The sequence below is a fragment of the Paenibacillus sp. NRS-1760 genome, from assembly GCF_050467785.1.
Taxonomy (GTDB): domain Bacteria; phylum Bacillota; class Bacilli; order Paenibacillales; family Paenibacillaceae; genus Pristimantibacillus.
The window spans coordinates 526165-546753 of sequence record NZ_JBITPK010000014.1 but is presented as its reverse complement, the minus strand read 5'-3'; the positions used below and the strand labels follow the sequence as shown (position 1 = coordinate 546753).

Sequence of the window (20589 nt, the reverse complement as noted above, 5' to 3'; positions counted from 1 at the left end):
CACGCTATTCTACAATGCAAGATAGTGTGCAAAAAAGAATACCTCCAACCTTACGGCTTGCGCACGTCGGTTGAAGGCATTCCTGTACATGAATTAGTTTACGCTAATGAATTTGCCTGTTGCTTGTGACTCAAATGCACACAAGATAACTTTCAAAGAAGCACGGCCATCTTCACCGCTTACAGCAGGTGTTGTGTTCGTAAGAATGCTTTCCAAGAAAGCATTGACTACGCCGCTTGTCTCTTGCTTATCGTTAGTCGAGATTGCGCCTACTTTATGCTTCTCAACTGTGCCGTTGCGCAGCTCCACGATTACTTGATCGTCAGGATGCGTACCGATTTTCATAACGCCGTTCTCGCACCACAAAATAGTGCTGTTGTCCTCACCCTTATAGTAAGTCCAGCTTGCTACAAGCGTGCCGATTGCACCGCTCTTCATACGAAGCAAGCATGATGCGTTATCATCAACATCGGTATCCTTATCAAGTGTGCCAACAAATCCAGCTACTTCTGAAACTTCGTCGTCAAGCATCCAGCGAATAAGATCAGATTTATGAACGCCAAGATCGCCCATTGCGCCCATAATAGCTTCTGGCTTACGGAAGAACCAGCTTTCTGCGCCATCGATGCTCCAGCCATCTGGACCAGGGTGACCAAACGATGTGCGGAATGTAAGTACTTTGCCTAGAATGCCGGATTGCAATACTTGCTTCGCTTTAACATGCGGCGGCATGAAGCGTTGGTTATGACCAACCATCAAGTGAACGCCATTTTTCTTAGCTGCTTCAATCATCGCTTCCGCTTCTTCATCTGTTACAGCCATTGGTTTCTCAACTAGAACATGAGCGCCCGCATTAGCTGCAGTAATTGACATTGAAGCATGCAATGCATTTGGCGTACATACGCTTACTGCATCAGGTTTGATTTCTGCAAGCATCGTTTCGAAATCAGCAAACGCTTTGCCGCCATGCAAATTTGCATAGTGTTCTGCGCGCTCGATAATTGGATCTACGAATGCAACAAGCTCAACATTCTCATGAGCTGCATATTCCGGGATATGACGGTATTTCGAAATCGATCCGCAACCTATAACTGCTACACGTACTTTAGACATGAATATTTTCCCCTATCTATGATTAATTAGATTATTATTTGTTCAAAAAATTTGTTTTCAACCATTCCATGCTTTCTGCAACAGCTTCAATCGGAGGATTCGCACAAGTGTCCTGCTCAACAATAATCCATTCTACAGATGCTTTCGAGGCAGCATCAATAATAGGAAGAAGCGGCAAATCGCCACGGCCAAGCTCTACTGTATCGATTTGTTGGCCCTTCTCACCAGCGCGGAAGTCCTTCAAATGAAGAAGCGGCAAACGTCCTGCATATTTTGCAATGTAAGCAAGCGGATCTACACCGGAGTATTGTACCCAGCCGATATCCATTTCAACTTGTAGATATTGCGGATCAATCCGCTCATACAAAGCGTCAAATACGATTTGGCCGTCGATTTCAACTTCAAATTCAAATTCATGGTTGTGGTAAGCAAAAGAAATGCCAGCTTCACGGAAACGCTTACCATACTCTTCAAATTTCACGAGATGTCCGCGCCATGCTTCTGTATCACGAGCATCTACCGGCAACCAAGGACAAATGGCATATTTAGCTCCAATGGTTTGAAGATAAGCAATTTCCTCATCAAGATTGCCTTCAAGCAGATGCAAGCCAACGTGGCTGCCGATTGCTTTCAGATTCAATTCTTGAAGCAGATCGCGCATGTCTTCAGCTTTGATATCACCGTATCCTGCAAATTCTACGCCCTCATAGCCCATTGCTGCAACCTTCCGAAGCGTGCCTTCAAAATCTTGTGCGGTAGCGTCTCTTAACGTGTACAATTGCAAACCAATATTCATTCGTGACATGTGAGCTGCACTCCCTTATATTTATTATTTGATGTATTTGATTTTGTTTTCTGATCTTTATTATATCGACAGTCCTATGCGAAAACCAGTTGTATTATTAGTCTTTTCTTATGCGATTTTGGTCAATGCTCGTACAATGGCACTATAAAAGGGGCAGCTTCGGCCTAGCCTGCATACGGCTGTGACGAAGCTGCCTCTTAATTGTTTAGATATGAATAGTAAACGCCAGCTGCTTCGAGCCAGCTGCAATGTGCAGAACTGTATCCTTCACATCAGCTTTTACCCCTTCGACTGAACGAATTGGACCTAGCCCTTTCAGTTCCAACGAGAATGCTTTGCCGCTGCCCTCTAATTGAACAGTGATCGCCTCGCCTTGGCGTGTTGCCGAGATCGTCAATTCTGTATCGCCTTTGGTATTGCGCACAGCCGTTGCAGCTGTTTTTCCGTCTTCCAGATTATGAAGCTCAAACTGGACGCCATCCGCATAATCATAATCTGGTTTAACCTCATTCGCTCCAAGCGCAATAATGGAATTAGGACGAACGAATAGTGGAAGGCTAAAGAAGTCATATTTCTCTTTACGCCATGAGCCTCCTTCTACAATTTCTCCAGATAACAGATGAGTCCATTTTCCAGCTGGCAAATAATAAGTGACATGGCCCTGCTCGTTGAAAATAGGAGCTACCAGGATAGAGTCGCCCAGCATGTATTGGCGGTCCAGCATTTCGCTGGTCGGATCTTCTGGGAACTCAAGCACCATGGCACGCATCGAAGGCAAGCCCAGCTCAGTTGCTTGAACAGCTGTATTAAATAAGTAAGGCATGATCTGGCATTTCAGCTTCGTGAAGAAGCGAGTAACATCTACCGCTTCCGTATCGTATGCCCAAGGCACTCTATACGATTTGCTTCCGTGCAAGCGGCTATGGCTGGACAGCAGTCCAAAGGCTAACCAACGTTTGAATACATGCTCTGGCGCAGTATTCTCGAATCCGCCAATATCGTGGCTCCAGAAACCAAAGCCCGACATCCCGAGCGACAAGCCGCCGCGCAAGCTCTCCGCCATGGACTCATAGTCCGCATAACAGTCACCGCCCCAATGTACGGGGAATTTCTGGCCGCCTGCCGTAGCTGAACGGGCAAACAAAGCGGCTTCGTTTCGGCCAAGCTTCTCTTCCAGCACTTCAAATACGACTTTGTTATAAAGCTGAGTATAGTAATTATGCATTTTCATCGGATCGGAGCCGTCAAAATAAGCGACATCGGTCGGAATACGCTCACCGAAGTCGGTTTTAAAGCTGTCCACACCCATATCGACAAGCTCACGCAGATAACTTGCGTACCATTCGCATGCTGCTGGGTTTGTGAAATCAACGAGCGCCATGCCTGGCTGCCACAAATCCCATTGCCATACATCGCCGTTTGGCTTTTTCACCAAATAGCCATTTTGTTTGCCTTCCTCGAACAAACGCGAGCGCTGAGCAATGTAAGGATTGATCCACACGCAAATTTTAAGCCCTTTTTCTTTAAGGCGTGACAGCATACCGACAGGGTCTGGGAATACCCGCTCATCCCATTTAAAATCCGTCCAATGAAACTCACGCATCCAGAAACAGTCGAAGTGGAACACATGCAATGGAAGATCACGTTCTGCCATTCCATCGACGAATGAATTAACTGTTGCTTCATCATAGTTAGTCGTAAATGAAGTGGTAAGCCATAATCCAAATGTCCATGCCGGCGGCAGCGCTGGCTTGCCAGTCAAATCTGTATATTTATGAAGAACATCCTTCATGCTCGGACCATCGATAATGAAATATTCGAGTGATTCTCCTGATACACTGAATTGTACCTTTTTCACTTTTTCCGAAGCAATCTCGAATGATACCAGCTCTGGATGATTGACGAATACACCATATCCCTTATTGGTCATGTAGAAAGGAATATTTTTGTACGATTGCTCCGAGCTTGTGCCCCCGTCTTTGTTCCAGAGATCTACTACTTGTCCGTTTCTTACGAAAGGCGTGAAGCGCTCGCCAAGGCCATATACCCACTCACCAACACCAACATCCAATTCTTCGCGCATAAACGTATTGCCGTTGTCTTCTTTAATGTAGGCCATCGATTTTTGCGTACTTCCCGTAATCCGCTCACCCGCGCGATAGAAATCCACCGCCCATACGGCTCCTTTACGGATATGAACGCTAAGGCTGCCGCTTGTTAGAACAGCCCGCTCATCGTTTTCTTCAATTACAACATGGTCGCCAGTTTGCGAGGACAGCTCGAACACTGGGCCACGCTCCCGAACACCTGCATGATGCACAAGCTTAACGCCAATAATGCCTGGCAGCGGAGAATGAAAATGGACCGTTAATAACATCGTATCCAGCATATTAGAGCGATTATGGATAGGTTGTGGCGAAGCATAAGCAGTTAGTTTGCCATCCTTTTGCTCGAAATCATGGACTTGTACAGCCCCTAATACTTTGTATTCATCACGAATGAGCCAGTTGCCGTCTGTAAATTTCATCGACTGAACCAACCTTCCTGTTTAGTTTTATTTGCAATCCTATATATTTGCATTATACTGATAATTAATCTAATAATTCTAACAGAATACTGCTCATCTATAGCACTATTTTGACGATATGCCTCTATGGAATGGCAACAAACTCGCATCAAGCACAGGAGGCCTCTCAAAATGGATCAAACAACTAGGCACGCCTTAAAAGAAGACCGGCTGCATGGCGACAATATGTTCCCGCTTGCCGCCTACTGGATTGAACATGAAGAGGCTGGCGTCCCCGTTCTGGATTGTCATTGGCATGCTGAAGCGGAGTTTTTTTATGTGCTTGAAGGTGAAGTGCTGTTCCAGGTTGATACCGATTATTTCATAGTAAAAGCAGGCGAAGCTGTTTTTATAGACGGTGGCGACATTCATGCTGGACATGCACAAGGTGATACTGCCTGTTCTTTTTGCGCCATTGTGTTCGACACTCATTTGCTCGCCAGTGCCAGCTATGATGCCGTACAGGAACGATTTATTTCACCGCTTCAGGACAAGAAAAAGACGTTTCCTAGACATATTCAGCCAAAAACAGAATGGGAAATCGCGCTGCTTCAGCATTTGCAATGCATTATGAATGTATGTCAAAGTCAGAAGCCTGGTCATGAGACCGCGGTGAAGGGTCACTTTTATTTAATGCTTCATGAAATTGCCGCGCAAAGCAAATTTTGCAACAGAAGTGAAACAAGCAATGCCGACTCTACAAAAATTGATAGACTGAAGACCGCTATTGTTTATATGCAAAATCATTTCCAGCGCCCTATACGGATCGCAGAAATTGCTGATCAAATTCCGATGAGCGAAGGTCAGTTTTGCCGCTTCTTCAAGACGATGACCAGACAAACGCCAATTGAGTATTTGAATGCTTATCGAATTAGACAAGCAACGGAGCTGCTTCTGAAGCCAGAGCTCAAAATAGCAGCTGTAGCGCTTGATGTAGGATTCGATCATATTAGTTATTTCGTCAAAGTTTTTCGCAAAATGATGAAATGCACGCCTTCCCAGTTTCGCAAAAAACAGCTTGAATCGTCGGATCGTCGTCCATAATAAGAAAAAACGTGTATGATTTGGTCATTTACTCAAAAGTTACAGCTTTGTAACCAAATACTCACCGAATTTTAAGAATTATTTAATAATTGTACGTTACACTATAAAAAAAAATCCTTCGCGGGATGGAGGTCCATACTATGAAAACGATGCTGATGTTCCAAAATAAAACGATACCTGTCTATTTAACAGATACAAATAAGCAAGCCATTGAGAAATTGACCGCAGTACTTAACCGTAAACTGACAACAGGCAAAAACGCACTTAAAACATGTATCAAATCGCTAATTAGCGTAGAAATTGTAGGCAGTGAGGCAACGCTTCATTCTTATTTCGAACGTGACACTCTAACCATTTCCCTATATTAATCTAGACTTCCCATATACCGAAATACGAAGAGGGTGATCCTTTTGGTCTATACAGGCCATTAGGACACCCTCTTCTTTTGTTTACAACGTTCAAACGTTTTAATTAGTAAACATTTGAGTTGTGTAATTAACTTTCGGATTATATAATGTTAGCAAACATAACGGAATGAGGATCAATCGATGAACATAGAGGTTAACAGCCGCAATATCAAATTTCTTGAATGCTTTGCATCGGACACAAGAGTGAAGATCATTGAATTATTAAATATTAAACCAATGAACATTAAAGAAATAGCTGAAGCGCTAGGCATTTCGTCAGCCATTGTGACTAAACATATTCAGAAGCTAGAAGAAGCATCCATTATTACGACAGAAAGTGTGCCCAGCACGAGAGGCCGCCAGAAGGTGTGCCATCTCACACTCGATTCTGCTACGCTGCAATTTCGTGTGAAGGAGCAAACCATTCAAAACAGGTATGCCGTATCCATTCCAATTGGTCAATATTCCTCTTATGAAGTAAAACCTACTTGCGGACTGACATCGGACACCAAAATTATCGGCATGGTGGATGACCCGCGCTACTTCTCCGATCCTGAGCATGTGAAGGCATGCCATCTGTGGTTCGGAAGCGGCTATATTGAATATCGCATTCCTAATTATTTAGTAGGGAAACAATCGGCAAAAAGCATTTCCATATCGCTTGAAATATGCTCGGAGGCACCGCATTACAACGAGAACTGGCCTTCCGATCTTTCCTTTTATATTAATGACAGCTTGCTCGGAGTATGGACTTGTCCAGGAGACTTCGGTGCAGTAAAGGGTGTGTATACGCCTAGCTGGTGGGATTTGGGGACTCAGCATGGCTTGCTGAAACAAATAACCATCGACTCAGGAGGCTCCTTCATCGATGGCATTCGGATGTCTGATCGGACGATAACGGATCTTGATGTTGGCTTTGGCGACGACATCAGATTCCGTATATGTGCGCCGGAGACGGCAACCCACAGCGGAGGATTAAGCATGTTCGGCAAACAATTCGGTAATTATGATCAGGACATCCAAGTTTACGTCGCCTACTAGCAGCTAGTTCTGCATAACATTCGGTTTGATATGGATATCTTCACGGTATTCCTTTGGCGACATACCGGTTTCATTGCGAAACACACGGTTAAAATGGCGGATATTCGTGAAGCCCGTGTGTTCAGCTATCGTAGCAATTTTATTATCGGTTTGAACCATTTGCCGCTTCGCTTCAAAGATTCGAATCTCAGTAAGCCGCTCAACGAAGGATTTCCCGGTTTGCTTCTTGAACAAGGTGCTGAAATATGCTGCATTTAAATAGACGGAATCGGCTACCTCTTTAAGCGTCAGCGCCTTGGAATAATGCTGTTCAATATATCGAATCGATTTTTCAATGGGATCATGCTCAGGCTGCGCCGTACTCTCAGCGATACATAAGGCTAAACGAACGAGCAGCTGTGAGCATGCATCCATAAGCTCTTCTCTGGAAGAGATCGAGCAAATATCAAATAGAACGGTTTTCATATCCTTCATGCCCAGCCACTGCTTCGTTAGCCGCAGCCGCCCTGCTGCTTCATAATAATGAATGAGCAGCTTGCACAGCTGCTGATGCACGGTTTCCGGCGTTTTGGCATCAAGGCAAAGCTCACTAACGAAAGCATGGGCTGCCGCCGCGACCTGTTCCAGCTTCCCCTCATTCATGGCCAGATCCAGCTTCTCCCACGACCATGTTTTCAGCTCACCTTTGAAACGGTCATCCGTACCTAAATCACTGTAGACTAACACTTTATCTCCGCCAACGATGAGCCTGTGAAGCAAAGCAATTTCCGCTTCGTTGTACGCATCGGATATCGATTTAAAGCCTTTTGCCACCTGGCCTATGCCGATCGTGACCGTCATATTCGACAAGCTTGTAATTTGTCTGCGAATCGTCTCGCCTATTTCCCGCACGGCAGCCATCACTTGGTCGCTGTCCTCAATATTTAACAGCGCCGCTACTTCTGTCTCCGACATGATGAAACAAAAGCCATTTGTTCTCCTGCTCAGCACTTCTTGCACGAGCTGTTGAATATATAATTGAAACAAAGAAGGATCAGCTTGATTATACCGCTCACTGCCGATTGAATTTTTGTCTAATTTCACAACCATGCATGTGAAGAAAGGTTGATGAAAGTCAATCCCAATGGTCCGAAGCAGCTCCAAATCCGCTTCATTTACGCTGCCCTTCAGAAGGCCGGTTAACAGATGTTCACTGACATGCTGCCTAATCCGGTGCTCATCACGATGGGGGTTGCTGACGGGAATCGCTTGGCTAAGCTGCACTTTCTCTTTAAGCATTTGAAGCACCTTATCCAGCTCTTCGCGCTCAATCGGCTTCATCATATAATCCTTCGCGCCTTGCCTCATCGATTGCTGAATATAGACAAAATCATCAAAACCGCTAATTACGACGCATAACACATGCGGAAAACGCTCCTTCATCATCTGCTGCAATTGAATGCCATCCATGCGAGGCATCCGAATATCCGTCAGAATAGCTTCTGGCTCAAGCTCCTCCACCAGCTGCAATGCTTCATAACCATCCCGCGCTTCACCAACGACCTCCCATTCCGGGTCGAGTTCTATTATCATTTTGCGCAAGCCTTTTCGAAATATCGATTCATCATCTACAATAACGATTCTAGGCATGAGCATCCCCTTTCATTTGATCAGGCTTCTCAAATACAGCAGGAAAAGTCATCGTTACTTTCAAGCCTTGATATGGCATGCTCTCCAGCATTAAACCATACGATTCACCATAATGAAGAACAATTCTGCGATGGACATTTAATAATCCATTGCCGGAGCTGCCTCCTAAATCCTTCGAATGCTGCAGCCGACGGCGAATATCCGCGAGCTGCTCCTCCGTCATTCCAATGCCATCGTCTTCAATAACAATACGCAGCACGTTTTCTTCAATTTTGCAGGTTAATGTAATTCGCCCATTGCCCACACCCTGATCGATGCCATGGTTAATGGCGTTCTCGACAATCGGTTGAATAATTAAGGGAATGACCGTACAGGTCAAAGAAGCTTCGTCTCGGTCTAATCGAAAATCGATCCGATCCTCATAGCGCATTTTTTGAATCGTCATGTAACCCAAGACATGTCCCAGCTCATCCTCAAGGTTGACATGTTCTTTCTGGCTGCTCAAGCTGTAACGCAGCAGCCTGCTTAAATTATTCGTCATTTTGACAACCTCTTGATTGCCGTCGACTTCTGCATACATACTGATCGATCCAAGCGTATTATACAAAAAATGCGGATTGATTTTGCTTTGCAAAGCCGCAATCTGCGCATCCTTCTCGCGAATCTCTGTCTCATAAAGCAAGTAACCAAGCTCGCTTAGCTTGGATACCATCGTATTGAACGCTTTGCCCAAATGGCCAACTTCATCCCATTGCTTGACGGGAAAGGATACGAGAAGATCGCCGCGTTCCACCTTGCGCATGAGCCTAATCAAACCCCGCAGCGGCTCTGTTATTCGAAACGCAAGGAATACCGACATAAGCATAGCAAGGCCCATACAGATGACACCAAACAGAATAATAGAATTCCGCATAATTAAACTGTCCTTCATCAGCTCCGACACCGGAACGATTCCAACTGTCGTCCAATTGGTGATCGATGACGTCACGTAAGAAACGAGCTGCCGCTCTCCGTTAAGTGCAGCATGTGTAACCCCTTCCGGCGCTTTATCCTTATAAAGGCCTCCCAAAGCCTCTTGCGGCATCGTTCGATTTTTACCGACAACGACTCCACCGTCTTGATCCATAATATATAAAGCTTCCTTCGTTCCGAGCGTAACCTGCGATATCATCTTATGAATAACCGTTGGATCTACATCAATAACGATATAACCAAGCTTTTTCCCGCTATCAAAGCTGCGCAGCTCCCTTGCAATAGAGAACACGGGGTATACCGTACCGCTGGTAGTCTGAATATTGTGGGTTGTAATAAAAATGGATTGTCCATTGCCGTTCTTCTCGTTTTGGAGCCACTGCGCATTCTCATCTAGTCGATACGTCGTGACATATTGGCTTTCCGGCAGTACAACATAGGATGCACCGCTTTCCCCAAATAACGAGACGCCTACAATATCGATGCGGCCGTTCAGAAATACTTGGGAGACAAAGCTGTTTAATTGCTTAATCTCTTCCAGTGTTAAAGCCTGACCCTGCTCACGGTTGCTCTCTAGAAAAGCTGTAATTTGCTCATATTGATAGGGCATAAGCGTCAAACGATCTAACTCTGCCATATAAGTATCCAGATTTAGCGTCAGCTGCTTCATGGTCTGCAGTTGATAGTCGCCGACCTTCTGCTCAAGCGTCGAAGCAAACCGAGTGAAGGCGAAATACCCCATAACGCTGAGTGGAAGCACGATGAGTATAAAGTTTATGAGGATGAGCTTTCGTGCCAGCTCCTGATTTTTGAACCACCCAATCACCGCGAGTACCCGCTTCATAGCTATCTCCTTACTTCCTCAGCTCGATGTTCACCCTTTTCACGGCTGCTTGCAGCGTTTCCTCAGGCGTTTGCTCCGAATAATTCATTTTTTCAAATTCTTGAATTAAAATTTCAACGATCGACCATTGCCGGACATGACGCGGCCAATAAGCTACATAGTTTGCGGAAGCTGCATAGGAGCTTCTGTAATTCAAGCTGTTAAACGGTTCGCTGGCAACGACCTTTGTCATGCTTGGCACATGGCCCGCTTCCGCCCACATCGCACCATTTTCTACACACCATTTAACAAAAGTAAGCGCCGCTCGCTTCTTCTCATCCGTCATCCCATGCTTGGTCGGTATGGCAATGGTGTGCGAATCCCCCCATACCGCAGCGCGGTCGAACAGCGCAGGCATTGGAATTACACCAAAGTCCAAATTTTTTGCTTTCTCAAATGCACCCGTTCCCCACATCCCTGTAATTAGCACCGCAGCTTTTCCATCATAAAAAAGCTTGAATGCATCATTAATATCAGGCGGAATAAGCTCTTTCTTGTACAAATCATTCATATAGCTTAGTGCTTGCAGCGCTTGCGGATTGTTGAATACGGCAGCACTTGCATCCTCATTATAGAAGCTGCCCCCGCCGTCTATTTGGTTATAAAGGCTCCACCAAAGCCAAACGGAATCAATCCGAGTACTCGGCTGAGCCATCGGCGCAATGTCAGCTGGAATCGAAGACTTAAGCTTCTGCAGGAAAGCTTCAAATCCCGCAGCTCCTACCCCTATTAACGGCTTATCCGCCTCATCAATTAGACTCGCTTTACGCAAATAGGTTTTATTGTAAAACATAACAAGCGCATGCGTATCAAGCGGCACGGCGTAAGGGATTCCGTCATACATGGTAGAATCAAGAATATTGCGATTAAAGCCCGACCAGTCCAGCCCGATCTGCTTCGCAGGTTCTGTCAAATTCTCGATATAACCGTTCTGAACGAACTGCGGCAAACTTGTCTGATGCAAAATCGCAAGCTCCGGCGCATTGCCAGACATTATCGCCGTTTTTAGCCTCGTGTAATAGTCATCCAATCGAGAGTTTACTTGCACAACGTTAATCGTCGGATTCTCTTCATTAAATCGTGTGACCATTTCCGTCATAAACTGATTGTCGCCGCCGCTAAACGGCGTCCAGTACTCAAGCCTTATAGCCTCAGGCTTCGTCTCTTCATTCTTCTGATCTGCTTCTTGCTCGGAGGCGCAGCTTGTCAAGGCAATGACCAGGAGACCGATTAGTGTATAGGAGACCCACTGCGCGCTCCATTTTTTTATATTCATGTTTAGCGCCTCCGTTGCCTGAGTTGTTAGTTAGTTTTTATCGGCTACAACATCGATATAATCGATTTCAAGCGGCCCGGTCGCATTTCCAAATTGCAAAGCATTGTCATCCATTTTCAGCTTTACGCTTACGGTTATCTGCTGCACTGCATCTGACTCGCTTGCGGGAATGCTTATCTTTTGTACACGTCCACCATTAACCTTCAGCTCCAGCATCTGCTTGCTTCCTGTTCCATTTGCCACACTTAAATGTAGAGCATATTTCCCATCCATCGGAACTCTAACATGATCAAATCGAATCGCGTCCTTATCACCCTCTGCCAATTGAACAGAACGGCCATTCAATTTTGTCGAGCTTTCAATAAGCTCACTGTCTGATGAGAACTGCGCGTACTCCGCTTCAAAACGTGGAATTTCAATCGCCGAGATCAGATCAGCTGCCTGATTTCCTATAAAAGAAAGGTTGTTTTGCCCTTCGTTCAGCGCAATTGAAGCATATACATATCCCACTTCATTTGGCTTAGTAGGTGGAAGTATAATTTCTGCACCAACCGCATCATTCACATTGATCTGAATACGCTGCTCTGTTTCCGTATCGTTTGTGTAATGGACTAATAATGGGGCATCCGTATCAAGTGACGAGGATATTCCGCTGAAAGCTAAGTTATCTTTATCAGCAGCTGCTGCATGCTCTGCGCGGATTAATCCTGTGCCCGCTGGTACTTCAATTGGTGTAGTAAGCGATAATGGAGAACCAAAGACAGGCAAACCATCCTTCCCCCATTCAATCCGCTGGGCACGCGCCTTCCGATTATTCCAGCCGTCCCCTTGACCGCTTGTTGCATGATAGACGATCCAATCCTCAGTTCCGTCTGGCGAGGCAACAAACGTATTGTGTCCAGGACCGTAAACCTCAGCGTCTCCATCCATTTGCATAAGCGGCTGCTCAGCTTTTGTCCATTTCGCCGGATCAAGTGGATCTGCTCCCAGCTCTAGTGACAATAAACCGATGCTATAGAACGGTGTCCAGCTGCCCGCACCAGAATAAGCAATCCATACACGGCCGTCTTTTTTCAAAATCGCTTGGCCCTCATTAATGAACGGAGGTCCGCCTGCTCTCTCCCATTCCAAATCCGGCTCGCTAAGCAATACTCGCGGTCCACTTATCGTGTAAGGATTGCTCATCGGTGCAATGTACGTATTTTGTTGTACATTTAAATCGCCTTCCCAGCCCGACCATACAAAATACAGCTGGCCCTCATGCTCAAGCGCGAGGCCGTCAATAGCCCATTTGTTTGTCGAATCCGTCACTTGACCTTTAAACGCATAGCTGCCCATCGGATCGCTGGTCTCCGCTTCGAGAGCATACATGCGATGGTTTTCATTTTCACCGTTATCTGCTGCAAAATAGATATAAAACTTTCCTTGAATATATTGAATTTCCGGTGCCCACAAATTTGCCGAATACATCGTATCTACAGCCGGGTACCATACCACCTTCCGCTCTGCCTGATTGAAGTCGAGCGATCGCGATTTCATAATCATAATATCCGTTCCGTTATGCGTAAACGTCATATAATAAAATCCATTGACATAAATGATGCTCGGATCTGGTGTGTCCATAGATGCTAACGTATTTTTGAACGTTCCACCATGCCCATTATAAGCTCCCGCAGCCGTAGTGTCATGATTCATTTTATTCACGATCCAAGCCCCCAAAATAATAATAATTACCGCAATCATAGATGCGATCAGAGTTATACGCGTACGATTAAGTTTCATGCCATTCCCTCCGCTTACTCGCCAACATGGACAGAAAGAGACCTTATCGGTCTCTTCTCCTTGCCATATCGGCGTAATCATTGATTATTTCACTGCCGATTGTGTGATAGCTCTCACAAAGGAACGCTGTCCAAGAATGAACACAATAACGACTGGCAGCGTTGCGACTGTCGTCATCGCCATAAGCTTGCCGTAGCTTTGGGTATAGCTTCCTGTTGCCATCATCGCTATGCCCGCCGTGATCGTGCGCATCTCTGGTGATGTTGTCGCATAAAGCGGCCATACAAAATCGTTATAGATCCCCATAAAAGTGAAGATGGCTAATGTCACCATAATAGAAACGGCGGATGGCAATAAAATACGAGCATAAATTTGCCACTTGTTCGCTCCGTCAATTCGCGCCGCTTCTTCGATTTCCTTTGGAAAAGAAGCGAAAAACTGATAGAGCAAAAAGACGCCAAACGCTCCCGCTGTTGCCGGCAAAATCAGTGCGGGATACGTATTGATTAAATTGAGGGCATTAAATTCCAAATACATGGGCAGAAACGTGAGCACGCCAGGAATCATAAGTGAAGCGATAAATAAGGAAAGCATAATTCTGCGAAGCGGCAAATCGTTTAATCTCGCCAATGCGTAAGCCGCCATAGAATCGATAATGAGTACGAGAATGGTGCCAATGAGCCCAACCGACAAGGAGTTAACAATCCAGCGCGTAATGGGTACGTTCATTAATTCACCGGTCAAGCCTAGTACGAAGTTATCGATCGTTGGTTTTATCGGAAAAAAGTTCATTTTCCCAGACAATGCTTCGAAATCATTTTTAAACGATGTTGAAATCATCCAAACGAGCGGGAGGAGGAAAAATACCGCAATGATTATGGCAAGCACGATAAGCCATAACTTTCTTGTCTTTACCATTTAAACCTCTCCCTTTCTGCCGCTCGTCAGCTTGAACTGTACGATGGATATAATAATAATGAGCAGTGCCATAACGATCGCCATCGCTGAAGCTGAACCTACTTCTTTGCGTAAAAAGGCTTGATCCAGCACATTGATGAGCAGCACCTTCGTCGTATCGCCGGGTCCGCCGCGTGTCAATAAATAAGGCTGCGCATAAATATTAAAGGAAGCAATCGTCGATGTAATCATAATGAACAGCATAACCGGACGAATCGACGGTAGCGTTATTTTCGTAAATTTATTCCATGCATTTGCCCCATCTATCGAAGCAGCTTCATAGAAATCCTCTGGCACTTCATTCAGTGCATTAATAAAAATAATCATATTGAAGCCAATTGTCCACCAAAGCGTCGTCACAATAAGCGAGATCCATGCCCATGGCGTATCCGTTAGCCAAGGAATGCTGTTGATGCCAAGCTTCGCAAGCATACTATTGAGAAAACCGGCATTCGTATCGAACATCATCAGCCAAATGACCGCCATAACGGAAGCTGACAACGCGTACGGAAGAAAATAAAAGGTACGAAACAAACCGCGTATTTTGGCAGGCAGCGCATTAACCAGCATCGCTAATTACAAGCCAACAATAATTAAGAGTGGAACGGAAAATAAGACAAACTGAGCGGTTACCCACAACCCTCTAAAAAAAATATCGTTGAGATACGTGCCTGGCGTGAAAATTTTGATGTAGTTGGCAAGTCCAACAAATTCATGTTCCTTCGATAGCAGCTCGAAATTTTGAAGGCTTATATATACGCCGTACAGAATCGGGAACAGCAAAAAAATACTGAACGCTGCTAAGTATGGCAGTACGAATAAAAAAGAAGTGAATCGTGATGCAAATGTCGTTTTCAATCGGAGTCCCCCTGACGCTTTCCATATTTTCTAGCACAAGCAATCGCAGCTTAGAAGATGGGAACGGACTCTGCTATTCCCATCCTCCTCGCTGCTTACGATTATTTATTTTTTCATTGCTTGCTTCGATTTGGCTGCCGCATCATCAAGAGCCTTTTGTGCATCTTTTTTGCCAAGCAATGCATTGTTCAGCTCGCCCCAGATTGGCTCAGAGATCGTGCCCCAGTTCAATACATTTGGCGCAAATTGCACATAAGAAAATGCCGATGCTACATTGTTTTGGAACGTTAGCGCTTTAAACGCGTCACTCTCAAGCATTGGTTTCGATGCCAGCGCTTGACCGGATTCCGCCCAGTCCATGGAATTTGTGGATACGTATTTCAAGAAATCGCCGATACCTGCTGTTTTGGCTGCATCCGTTACGCTTTTTGGAATAACGAAGCCATGGGAGCCTGCGAATACCGCTTGCTTCGCTTTACCGATTTGTGGAACAGGCGCAACGCCATAATTTAATCCTGCTTCATCAAATTGTGATTTCATCCACGGGCCGTTGAATTGGATCGCATTTTTTCCTTGCAGGAACAATGTATTTTCGCCGTCTTGTTGAACATTCCCAGGCGAAACGCCGTTATCCACCATGCCGCGCAGCCATTGAACCATTTCAACCGCTTCCGGAGAGTTGTAGGCTACGTCTGTTCCGTTCCAAAGCTCGCCGCCATTTTGCCATACTAGTGTTGGGAAAATGAACTGCTGCGGCCACAAGGTTGGAACAACATAACCGTAAACGCCTTTTTCTTTGTCCGTCAGCTTCTGAACGGCATCATCAAACTCTGTACGGTTCGTTGGAGCCGCAGAAATGCCCGCTTTATCGAACAAATCCTTGTTGTAATACATCACAAGCGGATGGATATCAAGCGGAATGGAAAACCACTTGCCATCGAGCGTCGAATACGTCGTTGCTGCATCTGCAAAGTCCGCTTTATTGATGCCTGCACCCGATGCAATCTCATCGATCGGCTGCAATTGATCTTTGCTGGCGTAAGTTGGTACTTGGTCAACGTGCATAATCATCATGTCCGGGCTTTCTTTGCCTGTGCTTAGCGCTACGTCCAATTGCTTGTAATATTCGCCGTTTGGCTGAATAACGAAATTCACTTTATATTGATCTTGCGAGCCGTTATATTTGTCTACGATTTTTTTCATGAACGGGCCATCCGAACCAGAGAATGGTGACCAGAACAAAATTTCTGTCTTTTTGCCGCTGCCGGCGCTTTTACCGCCGTCTGCTGGCTTCTCTCCGCCATCCTTATTGCCGCTGCAGCCAGCTGCAACCAGCGCAATGATTGTGACCATCAGAAGCAGCATTGAAAACTTATTGCGTGCTTTACTCATTTTTTTGTCCCCCTAAAAATGATATTGGATAGACTTGGTGTCTTCCGTGGTTTCATCATAAGCGGAGGGGCAGAGCAAACATATGCCGCATTTATAGATGATATGGACATATTTTTGGATAGCTGCAGCTACCGAATGTGTGTACACAGCAAAAAAAGGCCAACCAGTAAGCTCTGGTTGACCTAATAATAGGAAGGGACTTAGGAAGAACGATGATGTCCTCCCCTTATTATACTTATAGCTTATGAACCGAATAAGCCTTATTTAAAGCATTCTTAATGGATTAACATTCTAATGAACTCCAGAATCGTTATTTCGAAGAAAGCAGCTCATGATACCCTGTAAACCATAATATAACGTTACTACGGTTCGTTAAAATGAAAGAAAAGCCCTTTTCTGCATCATAAGCATAATACAGTTCGTTAGAGAAACCAGCGAGCAGACTAGTTTTGAGATCGCCTACTTCTAATGTTGGTGGAACGACTAAATTAGCATTAACGCTGCAGGTGCTTCGCTTTCGGAGGGTGCATTAGTTGCTGCATTGCTATTTGTGTTATTCGTACCGCCGCAGGCGGATACGAGGACAGATAGCTATTGCGTTGTTGTCTGCTGCTCCTGCTGCCTTGGCTGTCTTCCGCCGCCAGCGCCTCCGCCAAAACCACCAATACCTCCCGTGCGAACAGTAATGGATTCTGCAATCTGCGTATCGTCAGTTAGCATAATAGACAAAATATCATCGGCTTTTAGATCTGCCAGCGCTATTTCTTTCTCTACCATTTGTTCATTCTCGAAGGTGACTGTCATAATTTTAGTCGTATCAGTCACCTGAATGTCCACCGTCTCCTCTGAGAACATAGCGTCCATATTCATCCTGCCGCCACCCTCTGAAGCCGTTCCATCACCAGCAGGTGGTTGCGGAGCCTCACCTTCTGCTGGAAGTTCAGCGCCTTCTGGAGGCTGCTGCCCCTCGCCCGCTCCAGGCATATTGCCCGTTCCATCCCCTTGCGACGGACCGCCTTGTCCCATAGCCGATTTGTAGAGGGTGATCGTTTGGCCATCCACCGATTTCACTTTACCCATCAAATCCGCTTGAGCCCCCATCTGCCCCATGCCCGCTCTGGCTCCATTCCGCTGTACTTTGCCCTGAGCATCCACTTGCTGATCGGATGATACCTGTTCGTCCTGAGCTCCGCAGCCTGCCAAAGCAGCAGCGATAACAACAGCGCTAAGCATCACTTTCCATTTGTTCATATCGTTCATCTCCTACGAATATGTAATGAATAGCTTCTATTCAAAACATTCTAGCATTCGATTATGAACATGAGATGAACGGAAACTGAAGCGAAAATTAACCTTTTTGAGTAAGCGGATTCCGCTTCCAATTGCCTGATATAAATAGAAACGTACCAATCCATCCACATATAGAAGCAATAACCAGCAGCAGCGACAGAGATACACTATGCGAAAGCGATGTGCTTAAAGTCGGCCCAATCGTTCCTCGAATGCCAAAAAGCATCAAATGCAGTCCGAAAACCATTGCTTCCCGGCCAGGCGCCAGTCGGAAGACAAATGCTAATATGCCGATATCCCAAATCGCTTCCCCGATTCCTTGTATCGCATTGCCGGTTATGACCGCAGCATAGCTGCCCCAAAGTCCATATAACATCGGCACTATAGCGTAAGCTGCAATGCCGCATAACAGCGTATATTTAATATCGATGCGATCGATCATCCAGCCCGCTATCCAGAACGTAAGCAGCAGCGCTGTAAAATAAGCGACACGAGCATAACCAATTTGCAAATTGGAAAGCTGAAGCACATCTACCTGTATAATTTGATACAACGGATTTGCAAACATATTGCCAAACCCGGTAAGTGTAGTCGCAGCTAAAAAAACAGCTAACGTTCGATTTTCTTTAATAAGCTTCCACTGCTCCTGAAGCGGGAACCGGCTCGTTTTTTTCAGAGAAGCAGGTTTATCAGGAGCTTTCTGTACAGGCAGCTTCAGTGTATTAAATAGACTTATAGAGAGAAAACCCGCAATGGAAGCTGCAATGAGTGGACCTGACGGCCCAAAGGCATCCGACCAGCTGCCAACAAAGTAAGCAAGCGGGATCATAATAATCCCCATTGCCACCCGCACATACCCCATTAGTCTTCCGCGCAAATCAGAAGGATACATACGCGATACTAATGCCGCATACGCAGGAGCCTGAACGCCCATTAACAGCTGAAATACAAGCGCAGCCACTACATACAAGGATGGATAAGCGAAAAAAGCCGGCAACAGCAGCAGTAATCTGCCGATGGCATTAGGAATGACGACGAACGGTTTTGGGTTATTCGCTTTCTCAATCCAAGACGCCCAAAATGGTGAAAACAATAAACCAACGGCAGGTGCTGCTGACAATAATCCAACTTGAAAATTGCTTGCTCCTTGTTGAATCGCGAATGCTACATAGAACTGGTTCATTACGACATTAAATAAGCTAAAAAGACAGGACGCACCTAAATCGATGCGGGCATTTCTCCATACATTTGCAGTCATTGGCATACCGAACTTCATGATTCGCGAACTTTCCTTGGCCTCGGATTCCATTTGGGCAGCTACCTTCTTCTCTAGGTTGATGATATACGCACGGAGGACCCCTTGCGCTGCAAAGGATCCTCTCTCAAGCACTTCATTCGATTGGATATTACTACACTCCTCACTTTTTGTACAGCATTAGTTGATCAAAAAAGCATGCGCTTCCAAATGGCACTGATACGTTCGGTTCTTTCTAATATTCCTGTAGTATGATAGACTTTTTCTCAAAGGTTCACAGTCATTTTCATATCATTGGAGGGTATTACGTGAGTATTGCAGTAGGAATTGATATTGGTGGAACAAAAATAGCATTTGGCTTCGTAGACGAGCAAGGAAACGTTATAGCGAAAGGTTCATTAAAAACTAATCTGCAGATCACGCCCGCAGACATGCTTGCGCAGGTTGCAGACGCGGTAAAGCAGCTGGCCGAGCAAAATGGGCTATCACTAGAGACGCTTAAAGGAGTCGGCGTAGGCGCGCCCGGCCCGCTTAATACGATCAAGGGTGAGCTGACTTGTCCTCCAAACTTAAAAAGCTGGTGGGGTTTCCCCGTTGTAGAGGCATTGCAAGCCCATCTGCCGCTTCCGATTAAGATGGAGAATGATGCAACCGCTGCTGCCCTTGCTGAGAAATGGGTCGGCGCTGCACAGGATTCCGAGCATTTCATCTTTATTACGATAAGCACAGGCATTGGCGCCGGCATCTTTATGCATGGCAAGCTGCTTACTGGATCAACAGGAAATGCCGGCGATGCTGGCTTTATGATTATGGATCAAGCCGGTACGCCATGGGAAGTCGTTGCTTCCGGTACAGCCGTTGCCCGTCAAGCGACGGAGCTGCTCGGCCGAGACGTTTCTTCCAAAGAAGCATTTGAGCTGGCGGCGCAAGGCGACCCCCAAATGTCCGAGCTGGTTAACCGTGTATTCAAAACAATCGGTATGGGCTGTGTATCGCTAATCAATATTCTTGATCCGAACAAAATCGTTATCGGCGGCGGCGTATCACAAGTAGGCGAACCACTTTTTGCAGCCGTTAGAGACTATGTTTCCAAAAACGCGCTTAACCCATCAGGCAGGGAAACGGCTATCGTACCCGCGAAGCTTCAGCAGGACGCTGGACTAATCGGCGCTGCCGCATTAATTCAACAAGCTTACTAAGCGGTTGAAAATAGAGAAGGAGCTGCTGTTCGAGGCTATAAGCCTTGTACAGCAGCTCCTTTTTTGCGTGATGAATGAATAGAGTTATATTTGAACTTTTGGTTACTCCGTTACCTATTT

The 20589-nt window shown here is 45.7% G+C and carries 17 protein-coding genes; 4 read left to right on the top strand and 13 right to left on the bottom strand.

Annotation, left to right across the window (positions count from 1 at the left end; all coding sequences use genetic code 11):
• Positions 1-93: 93 nt before the first annotated feature.
• The 3 genes from ACIFSR_RS21655 to yicI form a co-directional block, all read right to left on the bottom strand.
• Positions 94-1113 (bottom strand): Gfo/Idh/MocA family protein, encoded by a 1020-nt coding sequence (locus tag ACIFSR_RS21655; protein WP_076267483.1) that lies wholly within the window; start codon positions 1111-1113, stop codon positions 94-96.
• 34 nt (positions 1114-1147) lie between these two features.
• Positions 1148-1918, bottom strand: coding sequence for a sugar phosphate isomerase/epimerase family protein (locus ACIFSR_RS21650; protein ID WP_339204504.1), 771 nt, complete (start codon positions 1916-1918; stop codon positions 1148-1150).
• A gap of 205 nt (positions 1919-2123) precedes the next feature.
• Positions 2124-4445 (bottom strand): alpha-xylosidase, encoded by a 2322-nt coding sequence (gene yicI, locus ACIFSR_RS21645; protein WP_430059857.1) that lies wholly within the window; start codon positions 4443-4445, stop codon positions 2124-2126.
• A 171-nt stretch (positions 4446-4616) separates the two neighbouring features.
• Between yicI and ACIFSR_RS21640 the strand changes: the two genes are divergently transcribed.
• From ACIFSR_RS21640 to ACIFSR_RS21630, 3 genes are all read left to right on the top strand, one after another.
• Positions 4617-5528, top strand: coding sequence for an AraC family transcriptional regulator (locus ACIFSR_RS21640; RefSeq protein ID WP_076267480.1), 912 nt, complete (start codon positions 4617-4619; stop codon positions 5526-5528).
• A 140-nt stretch (positions 5529-5668) separates the two neighbouring features.
• Entirely contained in the window at positions 5669-5896 is a 228-nt protein-coding gene (locus tag ACIFSR_RS21635) for a hypothetical protein (RefSeq protein WP_053372108.1), read from the top strand.
• A gap of 180 nt (positions 5897-6076) precedes the next feature.
• Positions 6077-6976 carry an ArsR/SmtB family transcription factor gene (locus tag ACIFSR_RS21630; RefSeq protein WP_430059854.1) on the top strand — a complete coding sequence of 300 codons (900 nt, stop codon included), beginning with the start codon at positions 6077-6079 and terminating at the stop codon, positions 6974-6976.
• Positions 6977-6979: 3 nt separating this feature from the next.
• Here ACIFSR_RS21630 and ACIFSR_RS21625 read toward each other — a convergent pair whose 3' ends face one another.
• The 10 genes from ACIFSR_RS21625 to ACIFSR_RS21580 all read right to left on the bottom strand — a co-directional run bounded on the left by ACIFSR_RS21625 (position 6980) and on the right by ACIFSR_RS21580 (position 19324).
• Positions 6980-8605, bottom strand: coding sequence for a response regulator (locus ACIFSR_RS21625; protein WP_430059852.1), 1626 nt, complete (start codon positions 8603-8605; stop codon positions 6980-6982).
• Positions 8598-10421 (bottom strand): cache domain-containing sensor histidine kinase, encoded by a 1824-nt coding sequence (locus ACIFSR_RS21620; RefSeq protein ID WP_430059850.1) that lies wholly within the window; start codon positions 10419-10421, stop codon positions 8598-8600. The genes ACIFSR_RS21625 and ACIFSR_RS21620 overlap by 8 nt, the downstream gene beginning before the upstream one ends.
• Positions 10422-10431: 10 nt before the next feature.
• Entirely contained in the window at positions 10432-11736 is a 1305-nt protein-coding gene (locus ACIFSR_RS21615) for an ABC transporter substrate-binding protein (RefSeq protein ID WP_430059848.1), read from the bottom strand.
• Between the two features lie 30 nt (positions 11737-11766).
• On the bottom strand, positions 11767-13518 hold the full coding sequence (locus ACIFSR_RS21610) for a family 43 glycosylhydrolase (RefSeq protein ID WP_430059846.1): 1752 nt from the start codon (positions 13516-13518) through the stop codon (positions 11767-11769).
• Between the two features lie 84 nt (positions 13519-13602).
• Positions 13603-14436 carry a carbohydrate ABC transporter permease gene (locus ACIFSR_RS21605; RefSeq protein ID WP_339204513.1) on the bottom strand — a complete coding sequence of 278 codons (834 nt, stop codon included), beginning with the start codon at positions 14434-14436 and terminating at the stop codon, positions 13603-13605.
• On the bottom strand, positions 14437-15045 hold the full coding sequence (locus ACIFSR_RS21600; protein ID WP_430059844.1) for a carbohydrate ABC transporter permease: 609 nt from the start codon (positions 15043-15045) through the stop codon (positions 14437-14439).
• A gap of 6 nt (positions 15046-15051) precedes the next feature.
• Positions 15052-15333 carry a hypothetical protein gene (locus ACIFSR_RS21595; protein WP_430059842.1) on the bottom strand — a complete coding sequence of 94 codons (282 nt, stop codon included), beginning with the start codon at positions 15331-15333 and terminating at the stop codon, positions 15052-15054.
• Positions 15334-15438: 105 nt separating this feature from the next.
• Complete coding sequence (locus ACIFSR_RS21590; RefSeq protein ID WP_339204515.1) at positions 15439-16725, bottom strand: ABC transporter substrate-binding protein; 1287 nt, start codon at positions 16723-16725, stop codon at positions 15439-15441.
• A gap of 591 nt (positions 16726-17316) precedes the next feature.
• Complete coding sequence (locus ACIFSR_RS21585) at positions 17317-17976, bottom strand: hypothetical protein (RefSeq protein WP_430059840.1); 660 nt, start codon at positions 17974-17976, stop codon at positions 17317-17319.
• Positions 17977-18073: 97 nt separating this feature from the next.
• Complete coding sequence (locus ACIFSR_RS21580) at positions 18074-19324, bottom strand: MFS transporter (RefSeq protein ID WP_430059838.1); 1251 nt, start codon at positions 19322-19324, stop codon at positions 18074-18076.
• A 254-nt stretch (positions 19325-19578) separates the two neighbouring features.
• Between ACIFSR_RS21580 and ACIFSR_RS21575 the strand changes: the two genes are divergently transcribed.
• Positions 19579-20469 (top strand): ROK family protein, encoded by an 891-nt coding sequence (locus ACIFSR_RS21575; RefSeq protein ID WP_339204518.1) that lies wholly within the window; start codon positions 19579-19581, stop codon positions 20467-20469.
• Positions 20470-20589 lie beyond the last annotated feature (120 nt).

Coding starts and splice junctions, on each gene's coding strand:
- ACIFSR_RS21650 (WP_339204504.1), bottom strand. CDS start 1,918: ATGTCACGAATGAATATTGGTTTGCAATTGTACACGTTAAGAGACGCT.
- ACIFSR_RS21630 (WP_430059854.1), top strand. CDS start 6,077: ATGAACATAGAGGTTAACAGCCGCAATATCAAATTTCTTGAATGCTTT.
- ACIFSR_RS21620 (WP_430059850.1), bottom strand. CDS start 10,421: ATGAAGCGGGTACTCGCGGTGATTGGGTGGTTCAAAAATCAGGAGCTG.
- ACIFSR_RS21625 (WP_430059852.1), bottom strand. CDS start 8,605: ATGCCTAGAATCGTTATTGTAGATGATGAATCGATATTTCGAAAAGGC.
- ACIFSR_RS21615 (WP_430059848.1), bottom strand. CDS start 11,736: ATGAATATAAAAAAATGGAGCGCGCAGTGGGTCTCCTATACACTAATC.
- ACIFSR_RS21605 (WP_339204513.1), bottom strand. CDS start 14,436: ATGGTAAAGACAAGAAAGTTATGGCTTATCGTGCTTGCCATAATCATT.
- ACIFSR_RS21585 (WP_430059840.1), bottom strand. CDS start 17,976: ATGAACAAATGGAAAGTGATGCTTAGCGCTGTTGTTATCGCTGCTGCT.
- yicI (WP_430059857.1), bottom strand. CDS start 4,445: ATGAAATTTACAGACGGCAACTGGCTCATTCGTGATGAATACAAAGTA.
- ACIFSR_RS21590 (WP_339204515.1), bottom strand. CDS start 16,725: ATGAGTAAAGCACGCAATAAGTTTTCAATGCTGCTTCTGATGGTCACA.
- ACIFSR_RS21655 (WP_076267483.1), bottom strand. CDS start 1,113: ATGTCTAAAGTACGTGTAGCAGTTATAGGTTGCGGATCGATTTCGAAA.
- ACIFSR_RS21610 (WP_430059846.1), bottom strand. CDS start 13,518: ATGAAACTTAATCGTACGCGTATAACTCTGATCGCATCTATGATTGCG.
- ACIFSR_RS21640 (WP_076267480.1), top strand. CDS start 4,617: ATGGATCAAACAACTAGGCACGCCTTAAAAGAAGACCGGCTGCATGGC.
- ACIFSR_RS21580 (WP_430059838.1), bottom strand. CDS start 19,324: ATGGAATCCGAGGCCAAGGAAAGTTCGCGAATCATGAAGTTCGGTATG.
- ACIFSR_RS21600 (WP_430059844.1), bottom strand. CDS start 15,045: ATGCTGGTTAATGCGCTGCCTGCCAAAATACGCGGTTTGTTTCGTACC.
- ACIFSR_RS21635 (WP_053372108.1), top strand. CDS start 5,669: ATGAAAACGATGCTGATGTTCCAAAATAAAACGATACCTGTCTATTTA.